This window comes from Sphingobium sp. WTD-1, from assembly GCF_030128825.1.
Classification (GTDB): domain Bacteria; phylum Pseudomonadota; class Alphaproteobacteria; order Sphingomonadales; family Sphingomonadaceae; genus Sphingobium.
On the sequence record NZ_CP119127.1, the window covers coordinates 1,856,025 to 1,874,149 of the forward strand.

The window sequence follows — 18,125 nt, forward strand, 5'->3', positions numbered from 1 at the left end:
GAAATATCATGGGATCAGCGGTTCGGCCTCGGCGGGAATATCCGCCGGGTCGTCGCCCGCGATTGTGAAGACCGGCCGGTCGCGATAGGCCCATTGGGCGCGGTCGCCATCGGGCCGGACGGTCCAGGCGCCCATGCCCCGCCGCGCCATGCCCGCCGGGAAGACGCGCCAGTCGGCGCAGGCCGTGCCACAGGCTTTGCCCTTATGCGTCACCAGCAAATTGCCCTGGCCATCGACCAGCAGATAGCGCCCGTCCACCAGCCGCGCCGTCACATCGGCCGGCGCGTCGATCTTGGGCGCGGCCGGCACATATTTCAGGCTGTTCCAGACCAGCCCGTCCTCGCCCTCATGGCCGATCGTGCCGGGCCGCTCGCCGGCATGGGTGAAGACCAGATTGACCCGTTTATAGACCCATTGCGGCCCGCTCGGTCCCTGCATCACGATCCAGTCGGGGCCATCCTGCTTCAGCCGGGGCGCCTTGCGATCGCCGCCGAACTCGGGCGGGGCAGGCACGATCTCCGCCTTGGCGGGCGCGGCCAGCGGCGTCCATTGGGTCAGGCAATCGCCCGAACACCAGAGCGGCTGATGTCCGATCCGCCCGGTCACGGCGCGCATATCCATGCCATAGAGGGTGCGGCCATGGGCATCGACATAGACGCTTTGGTCACCGACCTTGCGGACGCTGACACCGGCCGGCAGTGGCTCGCCGCTCGCCGCCTCCGGCGGTAGGTCGGCGGCCTGCGCCCAGAGCGCAGCCGGCTGCACCAGCCACAGGATCGCGGCCGCCCGGCGCCACATCAGCGCTTCTCCTCAACGCGGAAGCTGCGGTGGCAGGTGCCACAGCTCTGCCCCAGCGTCTTGGCCGCAACCCGCATCTTCGCCACATCGCCGCTCGCCGCGACGGTGGCAAAGCTGTTGGCCTGCGTGGTGAAGCCGTCCTGCGCCGCCTTGAATGCGGCTGGCTGGCTCCAGATTTCCGGCTTGGCCGCCGTCTTGACGCCGGGCTTCGGACCGCTGCCGGCCGGGAACCAGCCCTGTTGCTGGCGGGCATAGTCGCGGATCTGCCGCGCCGAAATCTGGATCACATAGGTTTGCGGCGTGGCCGATTTCAGCTCGTCATTGATATTCTTGAACGCCGCGCCGACCTCGCGGAAGCCCGCGATCCGGGTGGCGACGATATCGCCGGGTGCCGCCGCCAGCGGTGCCGCGCAGAGCAGCGCCAGCATCGCGGCCGGCCGCTTCATCCGCGCTGTATCGTGCATCCTCATCCTCGTCCCTTTCATGTCTGTCACAGCATCGGATCGGCAAAGACCCACCAGGCGAGGGTGCCCGCCAGCAGGATGGCGACGGCGAAGGCGACAGGCGACGCGCGCCGCACCGCCACCGGCTCGCCGGTCACTTTCGTCCGGCCGCTGACCATCGGCCCGATCAGGTTGCGCCGTCGTACCAGCAGGTAGAACAGCACCGCCGCGACATGCAGGCCGATCAGCACCTGCAGGATGGTGAAGCTGATGCCGTGGATGTCGGAGGCGAGCCGGCCCTGATCGAAATCGACCAGATGCGACAGCGGCCCGGATTCGATGCCGTCGATATCGACCGCGAACAGGCCAGTGCCGACCTGCACCGCCAGCGCCAGCAGCATCGCCACCACGCTCCAGCCGCCCAGCGGATTATGGCCCGGCGCCGCGGGCGCGCGGCCGGTCAGATAGGCGAGGATCGCCCGCGGTCCGCGCAGGAACTGGGCAAAGCGCGCCGGTCCGGACCCGATCAGGCCCCAGATCAGGCGAAAAACGATCAGGAACAGCACGGCCTGGCCCGACAGGCGATGCCAGTCCATGTGATAGGTTTCCGCGCTCCACCAGGAAAAGCCGATCAGGCCGACCAGCGCCCAGTGGAACAGGCGGATGGGCAAGTCCCAGACATATTGACGCGCGGGGTTCGCCATTAGCTCTTCTTCGCCCAGCTGTCGCACACGCCTTCGGCCGGCACGATGCCGCCGCTCAGCAGCGCGCATTTGCCGCAGCCCGGCTGGGCGGCGGTGAAGAAGGCGCAGAGGCCGCAGCGCCTGGCCGCATCGGTCGATGTGCGAAAGCCCAGCGACTTGCGCATGCTCTTCTGCGCGGCGGACAGGCTGGCCGGATCGATACATTCGGCGGCCTCGGCGATGCTGGCCAGCCCCAGCGGCACGCAGGCGATCAGGCCCAGCGCCGATCGGCGGCTCCAGTGACGGACATGATGATCGCTTGCCGCCATGCGGCCCACTCCTCTTCCCTGCCGGCCCGGTTGCTCCGGTCCTCTTGTGCGTTCCTTCTAGCAGGGGGGCGCCGGATTAATTTGTCAGCGCCGACAAAATCGGCGCAGAATGCAGGCGCTTATTCCGTCCTTTGTGTCGGGCCTGACAAAATCCGGCGCGGGCCGGCGGCTAGAAGAAGCGGAATGGGAAGAGGAGGGATGAGGGTGACAGCGAAGCTGACAGGCGACAGCGCGCCGGGCGACACGCATATCCTGATCGTTGATGACGATCCGTCGCTGCGCGCGCTGGTCCGCGTTTTCCTGATGCAGGAAGGCTATGTCGTCAGCGAAGCCGCCGATGGCCCGGCGATGCGCGCCATCCTCGCCCATCAGCCGGTCGATATCATCGTCCTCGACGTCATGATGCCGGGCGAGGACGGGCTGTCGATCGCCCGCTCGCTCGCGGGGCAGCAGGATGCCGGCATCATCATGGTGTCGGCGCTGGGGACGGAGGGCGACCGGATCACCGGCCTGGAAATGGGCGCCGACGATTATCTGCCAAAGCCGCTGTCGCCGCGCGAACTGCTCGCCCGCATCCGCGCGCTGCAGCGCCGCCGTCGTCCGGTCGCCGACACCCGCCAGCCGGTGCTGGCCCATTATCATTTCGAAGGGTGGCAGCTCGATCCGGTGCGACGGGTACTGCGCGATCCGGCCGGCATCATCATCAGCCTGTCGGAGGGGGAGTTCGCCCTGCTGCTCGCCTTCATCGAACATCCCCAACAGATATTGAACCGCGACGCGCTGGTCGAACTGGCGCGCGGCGAGGATGCCGATGTGTTCGACCGGGCGATCGACACCCAGGTCAGCCGCTTGCGCCGCAAGCTCGGCACCCGCGCGCGTGGCGAGCTGATCCACACCGTCCGGTCCGAAGGCTATATCTTCCAGGCGCCGGTGCAGCGCGGATGAAGGCGGGCTTCCTGCGCTGGGCCAATTCGATCCACGCCCATCTGCTGGCGCTGGCCCTGGTCGTGATCCTGACGCTGACCGCCTTCAGCCTGACCCTGCTGCTCTATTTCATTCCGCCCGAACGGGTGCCGCTTTCGGTCTATGAGATTGCCCGCATCGTCCATGGCCAGCCCCTGCTGCGCGACGAGCCGGTGGTGCATGAGGCGCGGCAGGCCGCCGCGCCGCCGGCATCGACCGACCCGGCCGATCGGCTGATCGCCGCGCTGCTGGCCCGGCGCCTCAGCCTGCCGGCGGCCAATGTGCGCATCCGCCTCGACCCCGGCGATCGTGAGCGGATCGGCCAGTTCGTAGCGGAGATGCAGCTTTACGGCCCCGATGGGCTCGCCGATCCCTTCATCCTGGGCACCTTCACCGCTGCGATCCGCCAGCCTGATGGTCAGTGGCGGATGATCACGCGCGAGGCGCGGGGCGGGCGGTCGCTCTGGCGGCTGCTCGGTCAATATGCCTTCCTCGTCGGCATCCTGCTGGTGGTGCCGCTCAGCCTCTGGTTCAGCGCGCGGCTGACTCGCCCGATCCGCGCCTTTGCCGCCTCGGCCGAGCGAATGGGGGCAGGGCAGGAGGAACAGCCGATCCCGCTCGACGGGCCGAGCGAGATCCGGCTGGCGGCGCAATCGATCAACGAGATGCAGGCGCGCATCGCCCGCTATGTGCGCGAGCGAACCTCGGTCGTCGGGGCGATCGCCCATGATCTGCGCACGCCGCTGTCGCGCCTCCATTTCCACCTCACCGCCGCGCCCGCGCCGGTGCGGATCGCGGCCGAGGAGGAAATCCGCCAGATGGAGGCGCTGATCGGCACGACGCTGGATTTCGTCGACAATGAAAACCGCCCCCGCCTCAAGGAGCCGCTCGACCTTGGCCTGCTGGTCGAGGGGCTGGTCGATGATTTTGCTGACATGGGCCGTGACGTGACCCTGACGGGCGCGGAGCCTGTCATCATCGCGGGTGACATGATCCTGCTCAAGCGGCTGTTCACCAACCTGATCGACAATGCGATCAAATATGGCGACCGCGCGCGGGTGCGGGTGATGCGCGACGAGGGGCGGGCGATCGTCACGATCGAGGATGACGGGCCGGGCATGGAACAGGCCGATATCGCCCGCGCCTTCGAGCCCTTCTATCGCGGCGAACCTTCCCGCAACCGCAGCACCGGCGGCGTGGGCCTCGGCCTGTCGATCGTCCAGTCGGCGGCGCAGGCGCATCAGGGCCGGGTGCTGCTGGCGCGCGCGCCCGATGGTGGGCTGCGCGCGCAGGTCGAGCTGCCGGTTTAGAGCGTTTTCTAATCAGGTGGAATCACCTGATGACCAGGAAAACGCGTTAAACCAAAAACTTAGAGCAACCGATCTGACGCAGTCGGATCGGAATTTGCTCTAAAGCCCTTCCGCCTCCACCCATTGCGCGCCGGTCAGCGCGCGCGCCATGTCCCAGCTATGGCGGCGGATATCGGGCACGGCGACGATTTCCCAATGGGCGCCGCGCGTCATCGGCCCGACCACTAGCAACCGCTCCTGCGCGCTGCCGTCGCGCGCGATGGCATGGCCCTGCCGGTTGGTGTCGATGCCGATCGCCAGCGCATCGGGCCGGATCGCGCCGCGATCCGCCAGCCGGCGCAGCAGCACATCGTCGGCCCGGCCCAGATCGGCCAGCGGCCCGGTGCAATTGACCACCCGCGCCACCCGGATATCCTGCACCTGTTCGCTGCCGCGCGGCCGCCATTGCACGATCAGTCCCTCGCCGGCGTCCTGCGCGCCGATGATCCGGCCCGCCGCGATCCGCAGCCGCCCGCTCGCCTGCATCGCGGCGATCCGTTCGGCCACCTGCGGCGCGATGCGGTGGCGATGCACGTCCCAATAGGGCCGGGCGTGGCGCAGGAAGCGCGCCCGTTCGACCGGGGAGGTGGCCCGCCATATATCCTGGGTGAAGGGGCGCAGTTCATCGACCGCGCGGCGCCAGCCGACCGCATCGGCCCGCTGGCGGATGGTGCGGACCAGCCCGGCGCAATGGGCGGCCGGCCGTTCGCGCAGGGCAGGGAAGGGCGTGGCCGGCGCATGGCTGTGCGGCACCAGCCCGCGCCGCGACAGCGCCAGGATCGATCCGCGAAAGCCGGCGCTGTCCAGCGTCTGCGCGCAGTCCACCGCGGTCAGGCCCGTGCCCAGCAGCAGTATCTTGTCGCTCGGCGTCAGCCCCTCGGCAATGTCCGCGCCCCAGGGCTCGGACACATAGAGCGGGGGCGTCTTGTCCCGGAATGGCGGCAGGTCATGCGGCGGCAGATTGCCCGGCGCCAGCGCCACCGCGTCGGCCGTCAGCATCTGACCCGACGCCAGTTCGACGACACAGCCATCGCCGGTCATGCGGATGTCGACCGCCGCGTCATCGATCACGTCCAGCCGGTCGCCCGCCTCGGCGCGGGTCTTGTCCAGCAGCGCGGACAGATAGCGGCCATAGGTCGCGCGCGTCGCGAAGCTGGCATCCGACCCGCCGCTCGTTTCCGCCAGCCATTGCGCGAAATGGCCCGGTTGGTCGGGAAAGGCGCTCATGTTGCCGGCGCGGACGTTGAGCATATGGTCGGGCAGGGCGCTGCCGAACGCGACGCCCTTGCCCAGCCGTTCCGGCCGCCGCTCGACCAATGTCACCCGCATCGTCCCGTAGCGCAGCAGGTTGATCGCCAGCAGCGTGCCGCTGAACCCGCCACCGACGATGACCAGGTGGGAAACGTGGAACATGGGGGACATCTCTCCGGGCAGGGCAGGGGCTGTCAGATAGAGCAGTCCGTCGGGTCGCTGTCGAGGGGCCGGCACAGGTCGCGCCTTATGCCCGCCTCATCCCGCAGACGGGGCGATCCGACCGAAGGTCCAATTGCACCTACACCCTGCTTTGCGTTCTTCTGCGGCGGAAAGACGATCACAAAATCGACCCAGGAGACAAGATGATGCTGCAACAGGCGCTGGATAAATTCGCCGGCCAGACCCTGATCCGCGACCGCTACGACAATTATATCGGCGGCCAGTGGACGGCACCGGCCAAGGGGCAATATTTCGACAATATCTCGCCGGTCACCGGCCAGGTCGTGTGCCAGGTCGCGCGCGGCACGGCGGAGGATATCGAGGCCGCGCTTGACGCCGCCCATGCCGCCAAGGACGCCTGGGGCAAGATGTCGTCGACCGAGCGGTCGAACATCCTGCTCAAGATGGCCGATCGCATGGAGGCCAATCTCGACCTCATCGCGCTCGCCGAGACGATCGACAATGGCAAGCCGATCCGCGAGACCACCCATGCCGACATTCCGCTCGCGATCGATCATTTCCGCTATTTCGCCGGCTGCGCCCGCGCCCAGGAAGGTTCGATCAGCGAGATCGACCATGACACCATCGCCTATCATTTCCACGAGCCGCTGGGCGTCGTCGGTCAGATCATCCCCTGGAACTTCCCAATCCTGATGGCGGTGTGGAAGCTGGCGCCCGCGCTCGCCGCCGGCAACTGCATCGTGCTCAAGCCCGCCGAGCAGACGCCGATGTCGATCCTGGTGCTGCTCGAAGTGATCGGCGATCTGTTGCCGCCCGGCGTGCTCAACGTCGTCAACGGCTTCGGCGTGGAGGCGGGCAAGCCGCTGGCATCGAACAAGCGGATCAGCAAGATCGCTTTCACCGGCGAGACCACGACCGGCCGGCTGATCATGCAATATGCGTCGGAAAACCTGATTCCCGTCACGCTGGAACTGGGCGGCAAGTCGCCCAACATCTTCTTCGAGGATGTGATGGATGCGGATGATGATTATTTCGACAAATGCCTCGAAGGCTTCGCCATGTTCGCGCTCAACCAGGGTGAGGTCTGCACCTGCCCCAGCCGTGCGCTGATCCAGGAATCGATCTACGAGAAGTTCATCGAACGGGCGATCGCGCGGGTAAAGGCGATCAAGCAGGGCAGCCCGCTCGATCCCTCGACGATGATCGGCGCCCAGGCGTCGAACGACCAGCTCGAAAAGATCCTCTCCTACATCGCGATCGGCAAGGAAGAGGGGGCGCAAGTGCTGACCGGCGGCGATCGCGCCACCCATGACGGCGAACTGGCTGAGGGCTTCTATGTGACGCCCACCGTGCTCAAGGGCCATAACAGGATGCGCATCTTCCAGGAGGAGATTTTCGGCCCGGTGCTGGCCGTCACCACCTTCAAGGATGAAGCGGAGGCGCTCGCCATCGCCAATGACACGCTCTACGGCCTGGGCGCAGGCGTGTGGACCCGCGACGGCGCCCGTGCCTATCGCATGGGCCGGGGCATCCAGGCCGGTCGCGTCTGGACCAACTGCTACCACGCCTATCCGGCCCATGCGGCCTTTGGCGGCTACAAGCAGTCGGGCATCGGTCGCGAAAATCACAAGATGATGCTCGACCATTATCAGCAGACCAAGAATCTGCTGGTCAGCTACAGCCCCAAGGCGTTGGGCTTCTTCTGACGGATCCACAGCGGAGCGCCCCTTCTCTCTCCTTTCTTGGCGCTCCGCACCTTTGGCGGGCATCCTCCCCCGGATGCCCGCCAGCTTTGCTTCTGCCAGTTTTGCCTTTGGCGGTTTTGGTTCTGAAGGATCGGATCGATGGCCGATTGTCCTGCCCGCATTCTCGCCACGCCCGCGGCCGACGCGCTGATCGCGCGCCTGACCGACCAGCATGGCCCGCTGATGTTCCACCAGTCTGGCGGCTGCTGCGACGGTTCGGCGCCGATGTGCTTCCCGCGCGGCGAGTTCAGGGTCGGCCCGCAGGATGTGCTGCTGGGCCATGTCGCGGGCGATGTGCCGGTGTGGATCGGCGCGGCCCAGTTCGAATATTGGCGCCATACCCAGGTGACGATCGACGTGGTGCCGGGGCGGGGCGCCGGCATGTCGCTCGAAAGCCCGGAGGGGCAGCGCTTTATCGTCCGCTCGCGCGTCTTCACCGATGCGGAGGCGGATCTGCTGGAAGCCGCTGGAGAGCCGGCGCGTGGTGGCTGAGCGGCGCTTCATCGAACATGCGCTGCGTCCGCAGGTGGTGGGCGAGATGCAGTTGCGCCGCGAGCCCGCGCTGACGGTCCCGGCACGGATGATCCAGCTTGTCCGCCTGCTCGATGCGGGCGCGCGCACGGCGGAACTGGCGGCCTTGCCCGCCATGCCGGGCGATCTGCGTCCGGGGCATGACAGCCGCCATCGCGAGACCCGGCTGGGCGCCGATATCCATCTTCACTGGGAACAGCATAGCGAGGCCAGCACGGTCACCCTGGTGCGCAGCGGCAGCGACCCGGTCGGCTGGGATTTTCCCGACGCGGCCGACGCCCGTGCCGCGATCGCCTGGGCCGAATATCTGCCGGGTGCGGTGATCCGCGCCGTGCGGCTGGCGATCGTCGCGGATGAGGCCGCCGCTGCAGAGCTGGTGGCCAGTGCCGGGTTCCCGGCGGGCCAACTCGTCACCTGTCATGTCGGTGGCGGCGCGCGCATCTGGACCGATTTCCGCATCCATGATGATGGCTATGGCCGGATGGTGGTGGCGGCCAATGGCCTACTGCCCGGCGATCTTGCCCGCTGCGTCCAGCGGCTGCAGGAACTGGGTAATTATCGCAATCTGGCGCTGCTTGGCCTGCCGCCCGCGCGCACGGCCTGGGCCGATCTCGACTGGCTGGAACAGGCGCTGGAGCAGGTCGGCCGGGCGCTGGCCGCCGGCGAGGTGCGCGACGATGTGCTGCTGGGGCGACTGATCCAGTTGTCCGCCGACATATTGTCGATCGACAGCGGCTGCGCCTATCGGATGAGCGCGACCGCCGCCTATGGCCGGATCGTCGCCAGTCGCCTCGCCGAACTGGATGTCGTGCCGATCGCCGGCCATCGCTCGCTCGCCGACTTCACCGAAAGGCGGCTCTGGCCCGCCGTGCGCACCTGCGCGGCGCTGACCGATCGGCTGGCGCTGCTCAACGGCCGCGCGGCGCAGTTCACCGCCCTGCTGCGCACCCGGATCGAAACCCATATCGAAAACCAGAATGGTCGCCTGCTCGCCTCGATGGACCGCAGCGCGCGGATGCAGCTCCAGCTTCAGCAACTGGTCGAGGGGCTGTCGACGGTGGCCGTCAGCTATTATGCGCTGGGCCTGCTCTCCTATCCGCTCAAGGCCGTGGAAAAGCACTGGCCGCGCCTGTCCGCGACGCTGCTGCTGGGGCTTGCCATGCCATTCGTCGCATTGCTGGTCTTCCACCTGATCCACGGCGCCAAAAGCCGGCTTGTTTCGCGTGACAGGCCGGTGGAACCCGCTACATGATAATGCCCCAAAGCATAAGAAAATGGGCGATGGGGAGAGACAATGGCGACAGGCGCAGGGGTAAGGGCAGGGATAGGATTTGCGTCCTCCCATGCCGATGATCCGTTCGAGGCGATGGCGGATCTGGTGGACCAACTTGGCACGGAGCCGCTCGCCGGCGCCGTGATCTTCTGTTCCCAGCATTATGACCGGGACAGCCTGGCGCGGGCGATCAACCTGCACAGCGAATGCACCACCGTGATCGGCTGCACCAGCTCGGGCGAACTGACCGATGCAGGCTATGATCATGACAGCCTGACCGTGATCGGCTTTCCTGCGGCCGATTTCTGCATGACCTCCCACTGCTTCGACGACATCGACAATTTCGATCCCGTCGCCGCGCGCGAAATCGTGCGGGCGCTGGCGGCGCAAGCGGGCCGCGACAGCCGCCGGCTGGGTGGGCTGGTCAATCATGTCGCGCTGTTCCTGGTCGACGGCCTCTCGCACCGGGAGGAATTGCTGACCATGACGATCCAGGATGCGCTGGGCGACATTCCGCTGATCGGCGGATCGTCCGGCGACGATCTCGCCTTCCGCCAGACCGCGATCTTCGATGGCGGCCGCTTCCATGCCCGTGCAGCCGTGGTGGCGATCCTCTCCTCGACCCGGCCGATGCACGTCTTCAAAGCGCAGCATTATCAGCCCGGCGCGGCCAAGATGGTGATTACCGGCGCGATCCCGCACGAACGCATCGTGACCGAGATCAATGCAGAGCCGGCCGCGGCTGAATATCTGCGTCTGGCCGGCCATGCCGGCGAGGAGCTGGGGATGGAATTTTTCGCGGCGCATCCGCCGATGGTCCGGGCCGGCGGCGAATATCATGTCCGCTCGATCCAGAGCGCCAATGCCGACGGCAGCCTGACCTTCTATTGCGCGATCGACGAGGGGATCGTGCTCAATATCGGCGAGCCGGTGGATCGGATCGCCGGCATGCGCCAGCTCTTTTCCGACCTGCACGCCCGCGTGGGCGAGGTGGACCGGATCATCGCCTTCGACTGCGTGCTCAACCGCATCGATGCCGAGCAGCGCCAGATTTCGCGCGATGTTTCCGCCCTTTATGCCGGCAACCGGGTCATCGGCTTCAACACCTATGGCGAGCAATATCATGCGTTGCACGTCAACCAGACTTTCAGCGGATTGGCGATCGGCCGATGAGCGAGCTGCGCACCGCCCTTGAAACCGACGCGGAGCTGGATGCCCTGCGCGAGGAGGTGCGCAAGCTGCGCAAGATCAACGGCGCGCTGATGGACCGGGTGGAACGTTCGACCGACATGTCGGCCAACGCCTTTTCCATGTTCGAAACCGCCATCTCGCTTGAAGCCAAGGTGCGCGACCGGACGCTCCAGCTGGAGGATGCGCTCGGCCGCCTCGCCAAGGCCAATGCCGATCTGGCCGAGGCGCATGCCGATGCCGACGCCGCGCAGGTGCGCCTGCGCGATGCGATCGAATCGATCAACGAAGGTTTCGTGCTGTTCGATGCCGAAGACCGGCTGATCCTCTATAATGAAGCCTATCTCGGCTTCTGGCCGCAGGTCGCCGAGCGGCTGGACCAGAATCTGACCTTCCACGACATCGCCCGCATTGCCGCGCACAGCCAGGGGCCGGCCGGGGCTCAGGTCGCGCCAGATCGCTGGGTGTCGGATCGCCTGGCCAAGCACGGCATCGCCGATGGTGGCCAGGTGCAGCGGCTGGCCGATGGCCGCTGGATACAGATCAACGAACTGCGCACCAGCGAAGGCGGCATCGTCGGCATCTATACCGACATTACCGAGGCGAAGGCAGAGGATGCCCGCGCCCGTGCCCGCGAACTGGCCGAACGCAATGTCGTGCTGCAATCGACGCTCGACAATCTGTCGGAGGGCGTCTGCGTGTTCGACGGCAGTGGGCAACTGGCCGCCTGGAACGACGCGCTGCGCCGGCTGCTCGCCCTGCCGGAAAATTTCGCTGGCGCGCTCGGCAGTCATGTCGATTTGTTGCGCTGGTGCCGCGAGACGCTGGCGATGGACGATCAGGGCTGTCTCGACTGGCGCGGCGGCGGCGCGGATCAGCAGGCGATGGTCTGCCTCTGCATCGCCGGGGAACGGCATTTCGAATTGCGCAGCAACGCCATGGCCGATGGCGGCCAGGTGTTCGGATTTACCGACGTCACCGACATGTTGCGCGCCCAGGTCAGCCTTCAGGAAACGGCCGAGACGCTGGAACGGCGCGTGTCGGAACGCACCGGCGAACTGGTAGACCTCAACCGCAAGCTGGAAGGCGAAGTGGCCGAGCGCCGGGCGATCGAGGCAGCGCTGATCGATGCCAAGATCGTCGCGGAAAAGGCGAACCTGTCCAAGACTCGCTTCCTTGCCGCCGCCAGCCATGACCTGCTCCAGCCGCTCAATGCGGCGCGGCTGTTCGTCGCGGCGCTGGGCGACCGGCGGCTGGCGCTGCCGACCCGCGCGCTGGTCAACCAGACCTCGACCGCGCTCGACTCGGTTGAGGATCTGCTGGAGGCGCTGCTGGAAATTTCGCGCCTCGACGCCGGTGCGATCCAGCCGGAAATCGGCCCGTTCCGCATCGATCGGCTGCTCCAGACGCTGAATGTCGAATTTGCCCCCATGGCCCGATCGGCTGGCCTTGCCTTCAGGATCGAGGCGCAGCCGCTCTGGGTCGAGACCGACCTGCGCCTGCTGCGCCGCATCCTCCAGAATTTCATCTCCAACGCCATCCGCTACACGCCGCGCGGGACGGTCTCGGTCGCCTGCATCCAGCATGACGACCGGGTGGAAATCAGCGTGACCGACAGCGGTCCCGGCATCGCGCCCGAGCAACAGGCGCTGATCTTCGAGGAATTTCGCCGGCTCGACACCCGCAGCCAGGGCAAGGGGCTGGGCCTCGCCATCGTCAAGCGGGCCAGCGACATGCTCGGCCACCCCATCACCTTGCGCTCGCAGCCGGGGCAGGGGGCGACCTTCGCCATCGCCCTGCCCATCGGCCAGCCCCAGCGCGAGGAGGATGGCGACACCGGCCAGCCGACCCGCGACCGGTCGATGCGCGACCTGTCGGTGCTGGTGGTCGACAATGAAAAGCAGATCCAGTCGGGCATGCGCACCCTGCTCACCGGCTGGGGATGCAGCGTCGTCACCGCCGACGGCTATGACCAGGCGGCCGCGCTGTTCGCCGATGGCCGCCGGCCCGACATCATCCTGGTCGACTATCATCTCAAGGACGGGGAAACCGGCGACATGGTCATCACCCGCCTGCACGATCATTTGGGTGCCCGCATACCCGCTGTCATGATCTCGGCCGATCGCGGCGAGCCGCTCAAGACCCAGCTCGCCGCCGCCAACATCCCCCTGCTCAACAAGCCGGTAAAGCCCGCCCAGTTGCGCGCGCTGCTGCGGACCATGCTGGCATGAAAGGGGACGGGGCAGGGTGTACCGCGCCATCTTCCCCCGCACGCAGAATCCCGGTAAGGGCTGGCGATGACTTCATCGCCCGCGCCGCTGACCCGCTCCCTCTTCGTCTTTTCCATCCTCTATGGCGGCATGGTCTGCATGGCCGGCGTACTGGGGGTGAAACAGGTCGCCCTGGGGCCGCTCGCGGTGGAGGCCGGCATCTTCGCCTTCCTGCTGCTGGTCATAATTTCCAGCGCCGTGTCGGAACTGCACGGGCAAAAGACCGCTACCGCGCTGGTGCGCCTGGGCTTCGTGCCGCTGCTCGTGTCGGCCGCGCTCATTCATATCGTCATCGCCCTGCCGCATGATCCGGGCATGTATCCGCCCGCCGTCGATGCCTTTCCGATCGTCGTGGGACAGGGATCGCGGATGATGCTGGCGGGCCTCATTTCCTATGGCACGTCGCAGACGCTCAACGTCTTCATCTTCTCGCGCCTGGCCGGGGGCGAGGGCCGCCTGGTCTGGCTGCGCGGCATGGTGGCCAGCGTCGTGTCGCAGATTGTCGACACTTTGCTGTTCATCACCATCTCCTTCTATGGCGAGCGGCCGATCATGGACCTGATGGTCGGGCAGATGATTACCAAGGTGCTGCTGTCGATCATCCTGGTGCCGCCGCTCATCTCCGCAGCGGTCGCATTGGGCCGTCGCCTCGATCGATAACTTGCCGTAGCGCGCATATGGGCTTATGCGCGCGCGCATGACCAGCAACTACGCCCCCGATCCCGCGCTCCTCGCGAAGGCCGAAACCCTTGTCGAGGCGCTGCCCTATATGCAGCGCTATGCGGGCAAGACCTTCGTCGTGAAATATGGCGGTCACGCCATGGGCGATCCGGAGGCTGCACGCGACTTCGCCGAGGACGTTGTCCTGATGAAGGCGGTCGGCATCAATGTCGTCGTCGTCCATGGCGGCGGGCCGCAGATCGGCGCGATGCTCAAGAAGCTGGGCGTCGAATCGCACTTCGTGAACGGCCTGCGCGTCACCGACAAGGAAACCGCCCAGATCGCCGAAATGGTGCTGGCCGGGTCCATCAACAAGGAAATCGTCGGCTGGATCAGCGGCGCGGGCGGCCGCGCGGTCGGCATTTCGGGCAAGGATGGAGGCCTCGTCCTGTGCGAGAAGGTCGGTCACAGCCGCGCGCCCGATCCCAATTCGGGCATCGAACGCCATGTCGACCTGGGCTTTGTCGGCGATCCGGTCTCGGTCGATCGTCGCATCCTCGACACGCTGACCCAGGACGGCATCATCCCGGTGGTCGCGCCCGTGGGCATCGGCGCCGATGGCCATACCTATAATGTCAACGCCGACACCATGGCCGGGGCGATCGCCGCCGAGCTTCAGGCGTCGCGCTTCTTCCTGCTGACTGACGTGCCGGGCGTGCTGAACAAGGACAAGGAATTGTTGACCGATCTCGATCCGGCGGCGATCCATGCGCTGCAGGTTGACGGCACCATCACCGGCGGCATGATCCCGAAGCTGGAAACCTGCGTCAAGGCGGTCGAGAGCGGCGTCGATGCTGCCGTCATCCTCGACGGCCGGGTGCCGCACGCCATGCTGCTGGAAATCTTCACCGATCGCGGCGCAGGCACGCTGATCCGCAAATAAGCCCGGATTTACCGGAGCAGGATCGTCGGATTGGCCCAATATATACGCTTTTCCGGCAGGGTCCGGCCGTCCGGGCCGGGCTTGTCCCAATCCTCGACCTCGACCCCGCCGCGCGAGGCATAGAAGCCGCGCGCGGCCTGATTGTCGCTGTAGCACCACAGGAACAGGCCGGTCTGCGGCCAGCCCTCGATCGCCCATTGCGCGCCGCGCGCCAGCAATGCGGTGCCAAGTCCAGTGCCGCGCGCGGCGGGCAGGGCGTGGAGATTGTCGACCAGCGTGCCCCAGCGATCATCGGCCCCGCCGATTATGCAGGTGAAGCCCATCGGCTGCCCGTCCCGTTCGGCGATGATGATGCGCTGGCCCGGCGCCGGATGTTCGAGCCGCTGTGTCCATGTTGCGAGCCGCTCGGCCTCGATCCCGCCCGCCAGATAGGCCGGGTCCATGATATGGGCATAGGCGATGCGCCAGCTTTCCACATGCATGGCGGCGATCAGCGGGGCGTCGGCGGGGGAGGCATCACGAAAATCCATGACCCAGCTATAGCGCGACTGGCTGGTCCCGCTAGCCCTTCCTGCCGAACCGGCTTTTGCAGAACTATGGCGTCCTTTGGTGGAATAAGGGACTGTCTCGACTTGTGGCCGGCCCCATGCCTCGGCTAGAGCGAGCGCCAACCGCTCTTTCGGAGACCGCATGGCCTACGCCCTCTATCAGACCATCGTCATCCTGCTCGACGTGCTGTGGTGGATCATCATCATCCAGGCCGTCATGAGCTGGCTGATCGCCTTCAACGTCGTCAACATGGGCAGCGATTTCGTGCGCACCGTGATGGTGGCGCTCGATCGGATGACCGCGCCCATCTATAATCCGATCCGCCGGGTCATGCCCGACCTCGGCGCGCTCGACCTGACGCCGATGGTCGTCCTGCTGGGCATTCTCATCATCCGCCAGGCGATCCTGCCGCCGCTCTTTTCCAGCCTGATGTGACCGGGTGGCGCCGGGACGGGGATGACCTCATTCTGGCGGTCCGCCTGACGCCCGGCGCCACGCGCGAGGATGTCGGCGGGCGCTGGATCGACGAACATGGCGCGCACTGGCTGTCCGCCCGCGTGCGCGCCGTGCCGGAAAAGGGAAAGGCCAATGCGGCGCTGATCGCGCTGCTGGCCAAGCGGCTGGATTGGCCCAAGGGCGCGATTTTGCTGGAATCGGGTGATACCAACCGGCTAAAGCGATTGCGGATACAGGGCGGGGCGCAGGCGTTGGACCGGCTGACCGCCATCATCGAGACATGGATAGACGCGACATGACGATCGGCAAGATTATCGACGGCAAGGCTTTTGCGGCCGGACTGCGGAACAAGGTGGCCGATGGCGTCGCCGCCTTCGTGGAACAGACGGGCCGCAAGCCGGGCCTGGCCGTGGTGCTGGTGGGCGAAGATCCCGCGAGCAGCGTCTATGTCCGCAACAAGGGCAAGATGACGGTCGCCGCCGGCATGGAAAGCTTCGAGTTCAAGCGTCCCGACAGCATCGGCGAGGATGACCTGCTCGACCTGATCGAGGAACTGAACCATGACGACCGCGTCGACGGCATTCTGGTCCAGTTGCCGCTGCCCAAGCATATCGATGAAGCGGCGGTGATCGCCGCGATCGACCCGGCCAAGGATGTCGATGGCTTCCATGTCGTCAATACGGGGCGCCTGGCCACCGGACAGGATGCGCTGGTGCCCTGCACGCCGCTGGGCTGCATCATGCTGCTGAAGGATGAACTGGGCGACCTGTCGGGCATGGAGGCGGTCGTGGTCGGTCGTTCCAACATCGTTGGCAAGCCGATGGCGGCGCTGCTGCTGGCGGAAAACTGCACCGTCACCATCGCCCATAGCCGCACCCGCGACATTGCCAGCATCGTCCACCGCGCCGACATCGTGGTTGCCGCCGTCGGCCGCGCCGAAATGGTGAAGGGCGAATGGATCAAGCCGGGCGCGACGGTGATCGACGTCGGCATCAACCGCGTGGTCGATACCGAAGATGGCAAGGGCCGGATCGTCGGCGATGTCGCCACGGCCGAAGCGCTGTCGCATGTCCGCGCCATCACCCCGGTCCCCGGCGGCGTCGGCCCGATGACGATCGCGGTGCTGCTGCGCAACACGCTGGTCGCCGCCCATGCGCGCGCGGGCCTCGCCAAGCCGGAGGGGCTGTGAAGGGGCGCGGCGCGCTCCTCGCCCTCAGTCTGGTGATGCTGGTCGCGGCCAAGCCGCCGATGCGTTACCAGCCCGATCCCAGCTCGGTGATCGCGGCCGAAATCGCCTTCAATCGGCTGGCCCAGCAAAAGGGACAATGGACCGCCTTTCGCGAGACGGCGGCGGACGATGCCGTGATGTTCGTGCCGCAGCGGGTGGTGGCGAAGGACTGGCTGAAGACGCAGGCGGACCCGCCGGCCTCGGTCAGCTGGTCGCCCTCGACCGTCTATGTCTCGTGCGATGGCCTGCTCGCCGCCAGCACCGGCAACTGGAAACGGCCCGACGGATCGGTCGGCTATTTCACCACGCTGTGGCGGCGCGACAAGAAGGGCCGCTGGCAATGGATCCTCGATCATGGCGATCGTCTGGCGACCGAACGGGACGCGCCGGAATTTCTGACCGGCAAGGTTGCGACCTGCAAGCGCGGCGCGCGGCCCGAAGGTCCGCCGCCCGCGAAGGGAGAGGCGCCACCGGTGCCGCAGGATGACAGCCTGATCTGGTCCGCCGATGTCGCGGCCGACGGCAGCCGCCGGGTCACCGTCCGCATGTGGAACGGGACCGGCTATGATGTGGTGATCGACGACAAGGTGGGGGCGCCGTCATGATGGAATTGTTCATATCCGCTTTCGTCACCCTGTTCGTCGTGATCGATCCGCCGGGCTGCGCGCCCATCTATGCCAGCCTGACCACCGGGGCGAGCATCGCCCAGCGTCGGTCGATGGCGATCCGCGGGGTCGGCATTGCCGCCGCCATCCTGCTGGTGTTCGCCCTGTGGGGCAAGCAGCTGCTGGGCGTGCTGGGCATCGAACTGGACAGTTTCCGCATTGCCGGCGGCATCATGCTGTTCATGATCGCGATGGACATGGTGTTCGAAAAGCGCACCCAGCGGCGCGAGGACCGGGCGCAGAAGATTGCCGAGACGCCGGAGGTTGAGGATGTCTCCGTCTTCCCGATGGCGATGCCGATGATCGCCGGGCCGGGTTCGATCGCGACCGTCATGCTGCTGATGTCGCGCGCCGATGGCATGGTCGACCGGCTGGTCGTGCTGGTCGCGGTGGCGGTGACTTTGGTGCTGATGCTGGGCGCCTTGCTGGCGGCCGGGCCGCTGATGGCGATCCTGGGCACCAAGATCGAGGCGGTGATTACCCGCCTGCTCGGCGTGCTACTCGCCGCGCTCGCGGCGCAGTTCGTGATCGACGGGCTGAAGGCCAGCTTCTGACCCGTCCCTGCCTGTCCTACAGCCCCTGTTCCATGCTAGTCGGGAACAGGGGACGATAGGGATG

The 18,125-nt window shown here is 66.6% G+C and carries 20 protein-coding genes; 14 read left to right on the top strand and 6 right to left on the bottom strand.

The genetic code is table 11. From position 1 onward, the window contains the following. Nucleotides 1-6: 6 nt before the first annotated feature. From N6H05_RS09130 to N6H05_RS09145, 4 genes are read right to left on the bottom strand one after another with little or no spacing between them, the layout of a single operon-like run. Entirely contained in the window at nucleotides 7-798 is a 792-nt protein-coding gene (locus N6H05_RS09130) for a COG4315 family predicted lipoprotein (RefSeq protein ID WP_284113569.1), read from the bottom strand. Then, complete coding sequence (locus N6H05_RS09135; RefSeq protein ID WP_284113570.1) at nucleotides 798-1,268, bottom strand: c-type cytochrome; 471 nt, start codon at nucleotides 1,266-1,268, stop codon at nucleotides 798-800. The genes N6H05_RS09130 and N6H05_RS09135 overlap by 1 nt, the downstream gene beginning before the upstream one ends. A gap of 20 nt (nucleotides 1,269-1,288) precedes the next feature. After that, nucleotides 1,289-1,945 (bottom strand): cytochrome b/b6 domain-containing protein, encoded by a 657-nt coding sequence (locus tag N6H05_RS09140; RefSeq protein WP_284113571.1) that lies wholly within the window; start codon nucleotides 1,943-1,945, stop codon nucleotides 1,289-1,291. After that, nucleotides 1,945-2,253, bottom strand: coding sequence for a high-potential iron-sulfur protein (locus N6H05_RS09145; protein ID WP_284113572.1), 309 nt, complete (start codon nucleotides 2,251-2,253; stop codon nucleotides 1,945-1,947). Before N6H05_RS09145 ends, N6H05_RS09140 begins: the two co-directional genes overlap by 1 nt. A 198-nt stretch (nucleotides 2,254-2,451) precedes the next feature. Between N6H05_RS09145 and N6H05_RS09150 the strand changes: the two genes are divergently transcribed. Both N6H05_RS09150 and N6H05_RS09155 read left to right on the top strand, forming a co-directional pair. After that, nucleotides 2,452-3,198: a response regulator gene (locus N6H05_RS09150; protein ID WP_284113573.1), complete on the top strand. Its 747-nt coding sequence runs from the start codon at nucleotides 2,452-2,454 to the stop codon at nucleotides 3,196-3,198. Further along, nucleotides 3,195-4,526: a sensor histidine kinase gene (locus N6H05_RS09155; RefSeq protein ID WP_284113574.1), complete on the top strand. Its 1,332-nt coding sequence runs from the start codon at nucleotides 3,195-3,197 to the stop codon at nucleotides 4,524-4,526. The genes N6H05_RS09150 and N6H05_RS09155 overlap by 4 nt, the downstream gene beginning before the upstream one ends. Nucleotides 4,527-4,625: 99 nt before the next feature. Here N6H05_RS09155 and N6H05_RS09160 read toward each other — a convergent pair whose 3' ends face one another. After that, nucleotides 4,626-5,978, bottom strand: coding sequence for an FAD/NAD(P)-binding protein (locus N6H05_RS09160; protein WP_284113575.1), 1,353 nt, complete (start codon nucleotides 5,976-5,978; stop codon nucleotides 4,626-4,628). Between the two features lie 206 nt (nucleotides 5,979-6,184). On the opposite strand from N6H05_RS09160, the gene adh reads away from it, so the two are divergent. From adh to argB, 7 genes are all read left to right on the top strand, one after another. Beyond that, the gene (gene adh, locus N6H05_RS09165) at nucleotides 6,185-7,705 is read left to right on the top strand and encodes an aldehyde dehydrogenase (protein WP_284114200.1); all 1,521 of its coding nucleotides are present in this window, start codon (nucleotides 6,185-6,187) and stop codon (nucleotides 7,703-7,705) included. Between the two features lie 138 nt (nucleotides 7,706-7,843). Continuing rightward, on the top strand, nucleotides 7,844-8,236 hold the full coding sequence (locus N6H05_RS09170) for a DUF779 domain-containing protein (protein WP_004208356.1): 393 nt from the start codon (nucleotides 7,844-7,846) through the stop codon (nucleotides 8,234-8,236). Next, a complete protein-coding gene (locus tag N6H05_RS09175) occupies nucleotides 8,226-9,527 on the top strand; it encodes a DUF3422 domain-containing protein (RefSeq protein WP_284113576.1) in 1,302 nt (433 codons plus the stop codon). The genes N6H05_RS09170 and N6H05_RS09175 overlap by 11 nt, the downstream gene beginning before the upstream one ends. A 42-nt stretch (nucleotides 9,528-9,569) precedes the next feature. Further along, nucleotides 9,570-10,721 (top strand): FIST N-terminal domain-containing protein, encoded by a 1,152-nt coding sequence (locus tag N6H05_RS09180; RefSeq protein WP_284113577.1) that lies wholly within the window; start codon nucleotides 9,570-9,572, stop codon nucleotides 10,719-10,721. Continuing rightward, the gene (locus N6H05_RS09185) at nucleotides 10,718-12,967 is read left to right on the top strand and encodes a hybrid sensor histidine kinase/response regulator (protein WP_284113578.1); all 2,250 of its coding nucleotides are present in this window, start codon (nucleotides 10,718-10,720) and stop codon (nucleotides 12,965-12,967) included. The genes N6H05_RS09180 and N6H05_RS09185 overlap by 4 nt, the downstream gene beginning before the upstream one ends. Nucleotides 12,968-13,033: 66 nt before the next feature. Further along, nucleotides 13,034-13,666, top strand: coding sequence for a queuosine precursor transporter (locus N6H05_RS09190; RefSeq protein ID WP_010338459.1), 633 nt, complete (start codon nucleotides 13,034-13,036; stop codon nucleotides 13,664-13,666). 25 nt (nucleotides 13,667-13,691) lie between these two features. Beyond that, nucleotides 13,692-14,609 carry an acetylglutamate kinase gene (argB, locus tag N6H05_RS09195; protein ID WP_037486747.1) on the top strand — a complete coding sequence of 306 codons (918 nt, stop codon included), beginning with the start codon at nucleotides 13,692-13,694 and terminating at the stop codon, nucleotides 14,607-14,609. An 8-nt stretch (nucleotides 14,610-14,617) separates the two neighbouring features. Here argB and N6H05_RS09200 read toward each other — a convergent pair whose 3' ends face one another. Then, nucleotides 14,618-15,139 carry a GNAT family N-acetyltransferase gene (locus N6H05_RS09200; RefSeq protein WP_284113580.1) on the bottom strand — a complete coding sequence of 174 codons (522 nt, stop codon included), beginning with the start codon at nucleotides 15,137-15,139 and terminating at the stop codon, nucleotides 14,618-14,620. A 160-nt stretch (nucleotides 15,140-15,299) separates the two neighbouring features. Here N6H05_RS09200 and N6H05_RS09205 point away from each other — a divergent pair, with 160 nt between their 5' ends. Genes N6H05_RS09205 through N6H05_RS09225 form a run of 5 tightly spaced genes read left to right on the top strand, consistent with a single transcriptional unit; the run spans nucleotide 15,300 to nucleotide 18,061 of the window. Continuing rightward, entirely contained in the window at nucleotides 15,300-15,593 is a 294-nt protein-coding gene (locus tag N6H05_RS09205; RefSeq protein ID WP_004208349.1) for a YggT family protein, read from the top strand. Further along, nucleotides 15,590-15,913 carry a DUF167 family protein gene (locus N6H05_RS09210; RefSeq protein WP_284113582.1) on the top strand — a complete coding sequence of 108 codons (324 nt, stop codon included), beginning with the start codon at nucleotides 15,590-15,592 and terminating at the stop codon, nucleotides 15,911-15,913. Before N6H05_RS09205 ends, N6H05_RS09210 begins: the two co-directional genes overlap by 4 nt. After that, nucleotides 15,910-16,803: a bifunctional methylenetetrahydrofolate dehydrogenase/methenyltetrahydrofolate cyclohydrolase FolD gene (gene folD, locus N6H05_RS09215; protein WP_284113583.1), complete on the top strand. Its 894-nt coding sequence runs from the start codon at nucleotides 15,910-15,912 to the stop codon at nucleotides 16,801-16,803. Before N6H05_RS09210 ends, folD begins: the two co-directional genes overlap by 4 nt. After that, the gene (locus N6H05_RS09220; RefSeq protein ID WP_284113584.1) at nucleotides 16,800-17,447 is read left to right on the top strand and encodes a Cif family virulence factor; all 648 of its coding nucleotides are present in this window, start codon (nucleotides 16,800-16,802) and stop codon (nucleotides 17,445-17,447) included. The genes folD and N6H05_RS09220 overlap by 4 nt, the downstream gene beginning before the upstream one ends. Continuing rightward, complete coding sequence (locus N6H05_RS09225; RefSeq protein ID WP_284113585.1) at nucleotides 17,444-18,061, top strand: MarC family protein; 618 nt, start codon at nucleotides 17,444-17,446, stop codon at nucleotides 18,059-18,061. The genes N6H05_RS09220 and N6H05_RS09225 overlap by 4 nt, the downstream gene beginning before the upstream one ends. Nucleotides 18,062-18,125 lie beyond the last annotated feature (64 nt).

Excerpts from the sequence above, each read along its gene's own strand:
- N6H05_RS09130 (WP_284113569.1), bottom strand. The coding sequence starts at position 798 with ATGTGGCGCCGGGCGGCCGCGATCCTGTGGCTGGTGCAGCCGGCTGCG.
- N6H05_RS09135 (WP_284113570.1), bottom strand. The coding sequence starts at position 1,268 with ATGAGGATGCACGATACAGCGCGGATGAAGCGGCCGGCCGCGATGCTG.
- N6H05_RS09140 (WP_284113571.1), bottom strand. The coding sequence starts at position 1,945 with ATGGCGAACCCCGCGCGTCAATATGTCTGGGACTTGCCCATCCGCCTG.
- N6H05_RS09145 (WP_284113572.1), bottom strand. The coding sequence starts at position 2,253 with ATGGCGGCAAGCGATCATCATGTCCGTCACTGGAGCCGCCGATCGGCG.
- N6H05_RS09150 (WP_284113573.1), top strand. The coding sequence starts at position 2,452 with ATGAGGGTGACAGCGAAGCTGACAGGCGACAGCGCGCCGGGCGACACG.
- N6H05_RS09155 (WP_284113574.1), top strand. The coding sequence starts at position 3,195 with ATGAAGGCGGGCTTCCTGCGCTGGGCCAATTCGATCCACGCCCATCTG.
- N6H05_RS09160 (WP_284113575.1), bottom strand. The coding sequence starts at position 5,978 with ATGTTCCACGTTTCCCACCTGGTCATCGTCGGTGGCGGGTTCAGCGGC.
- adh (WP_284114200.1), top strand. The coding sequence starts at position 6,185 with ATGCTGCAACAGGCGCTGGATAAATTCGCCGGCCAGACCCTGATCCGC.
- N6H05_RS09170 (WP_004208356.1), top strand. The coding sequence starts at position 7,844 with ATGGCCGATTGTCCTGCCCGCATTCTCGCCACGCCCGCGGCCGACGCG.
- N6H05_RS09180 (WP_284113577.1), top strand. The coding sequence starts at position 9,570 with ATGGCGACAGGCGCAGGGGTAAGGGCAGGGATAGGATTTGCGTCCTCC.
- N6H05_RS09185 (WP_284113578.1), top strand. The coding sequence starts at position 10,718 with ATGAGCGAGCTGCGCACCGCCCTTGAAACCGACGCGGAGCTGGATGCC.
- N6H05_RS09190 (WP_010338459.1), top strand. The coding sequence starts at position 13,034 with ATGACTTCATCGCCCGCGCCGCTGACCCGCTCCCTCTTCGTCTTTTCC.
- argB (WP_037486747.1), top strand. The coding sequence starts at position 13,692 with ATGCGCGCGCGCATGACCAGCAACTACGCCCCCGATCCCGCGCTCCTC.
- N6H05_RS09200 (WP_284113580.1), bottom strand. The coding sequence starts at position 15,139 with ATGGATTTTCGTGATGCCTCCCCCGCCGACGCCCCGCTGATCGCCGCC.
- N6H05_RS09205 (WP_004208349.1), top strand. The coding sequence starts at position 15,300 with ATGGCCTACGCCCTCTATCAGACCATCGTCATCCTGCTCGACGTGCTG.
- folD (WP_284113583.1), top strand. The coding sequence starts at position 15,910 with ATGACGATCGGCAAGATTATCGACGGCAAGGCTTTTGCGGCCGGACTG.
- N6H05_RS09225 (WP_284113585.1), top strand. The coding sequence starts at position 17,444 with ATGATGGAATTGTTCATATCCGCTTTCGTCACCCTGTTCGTCGTGATC.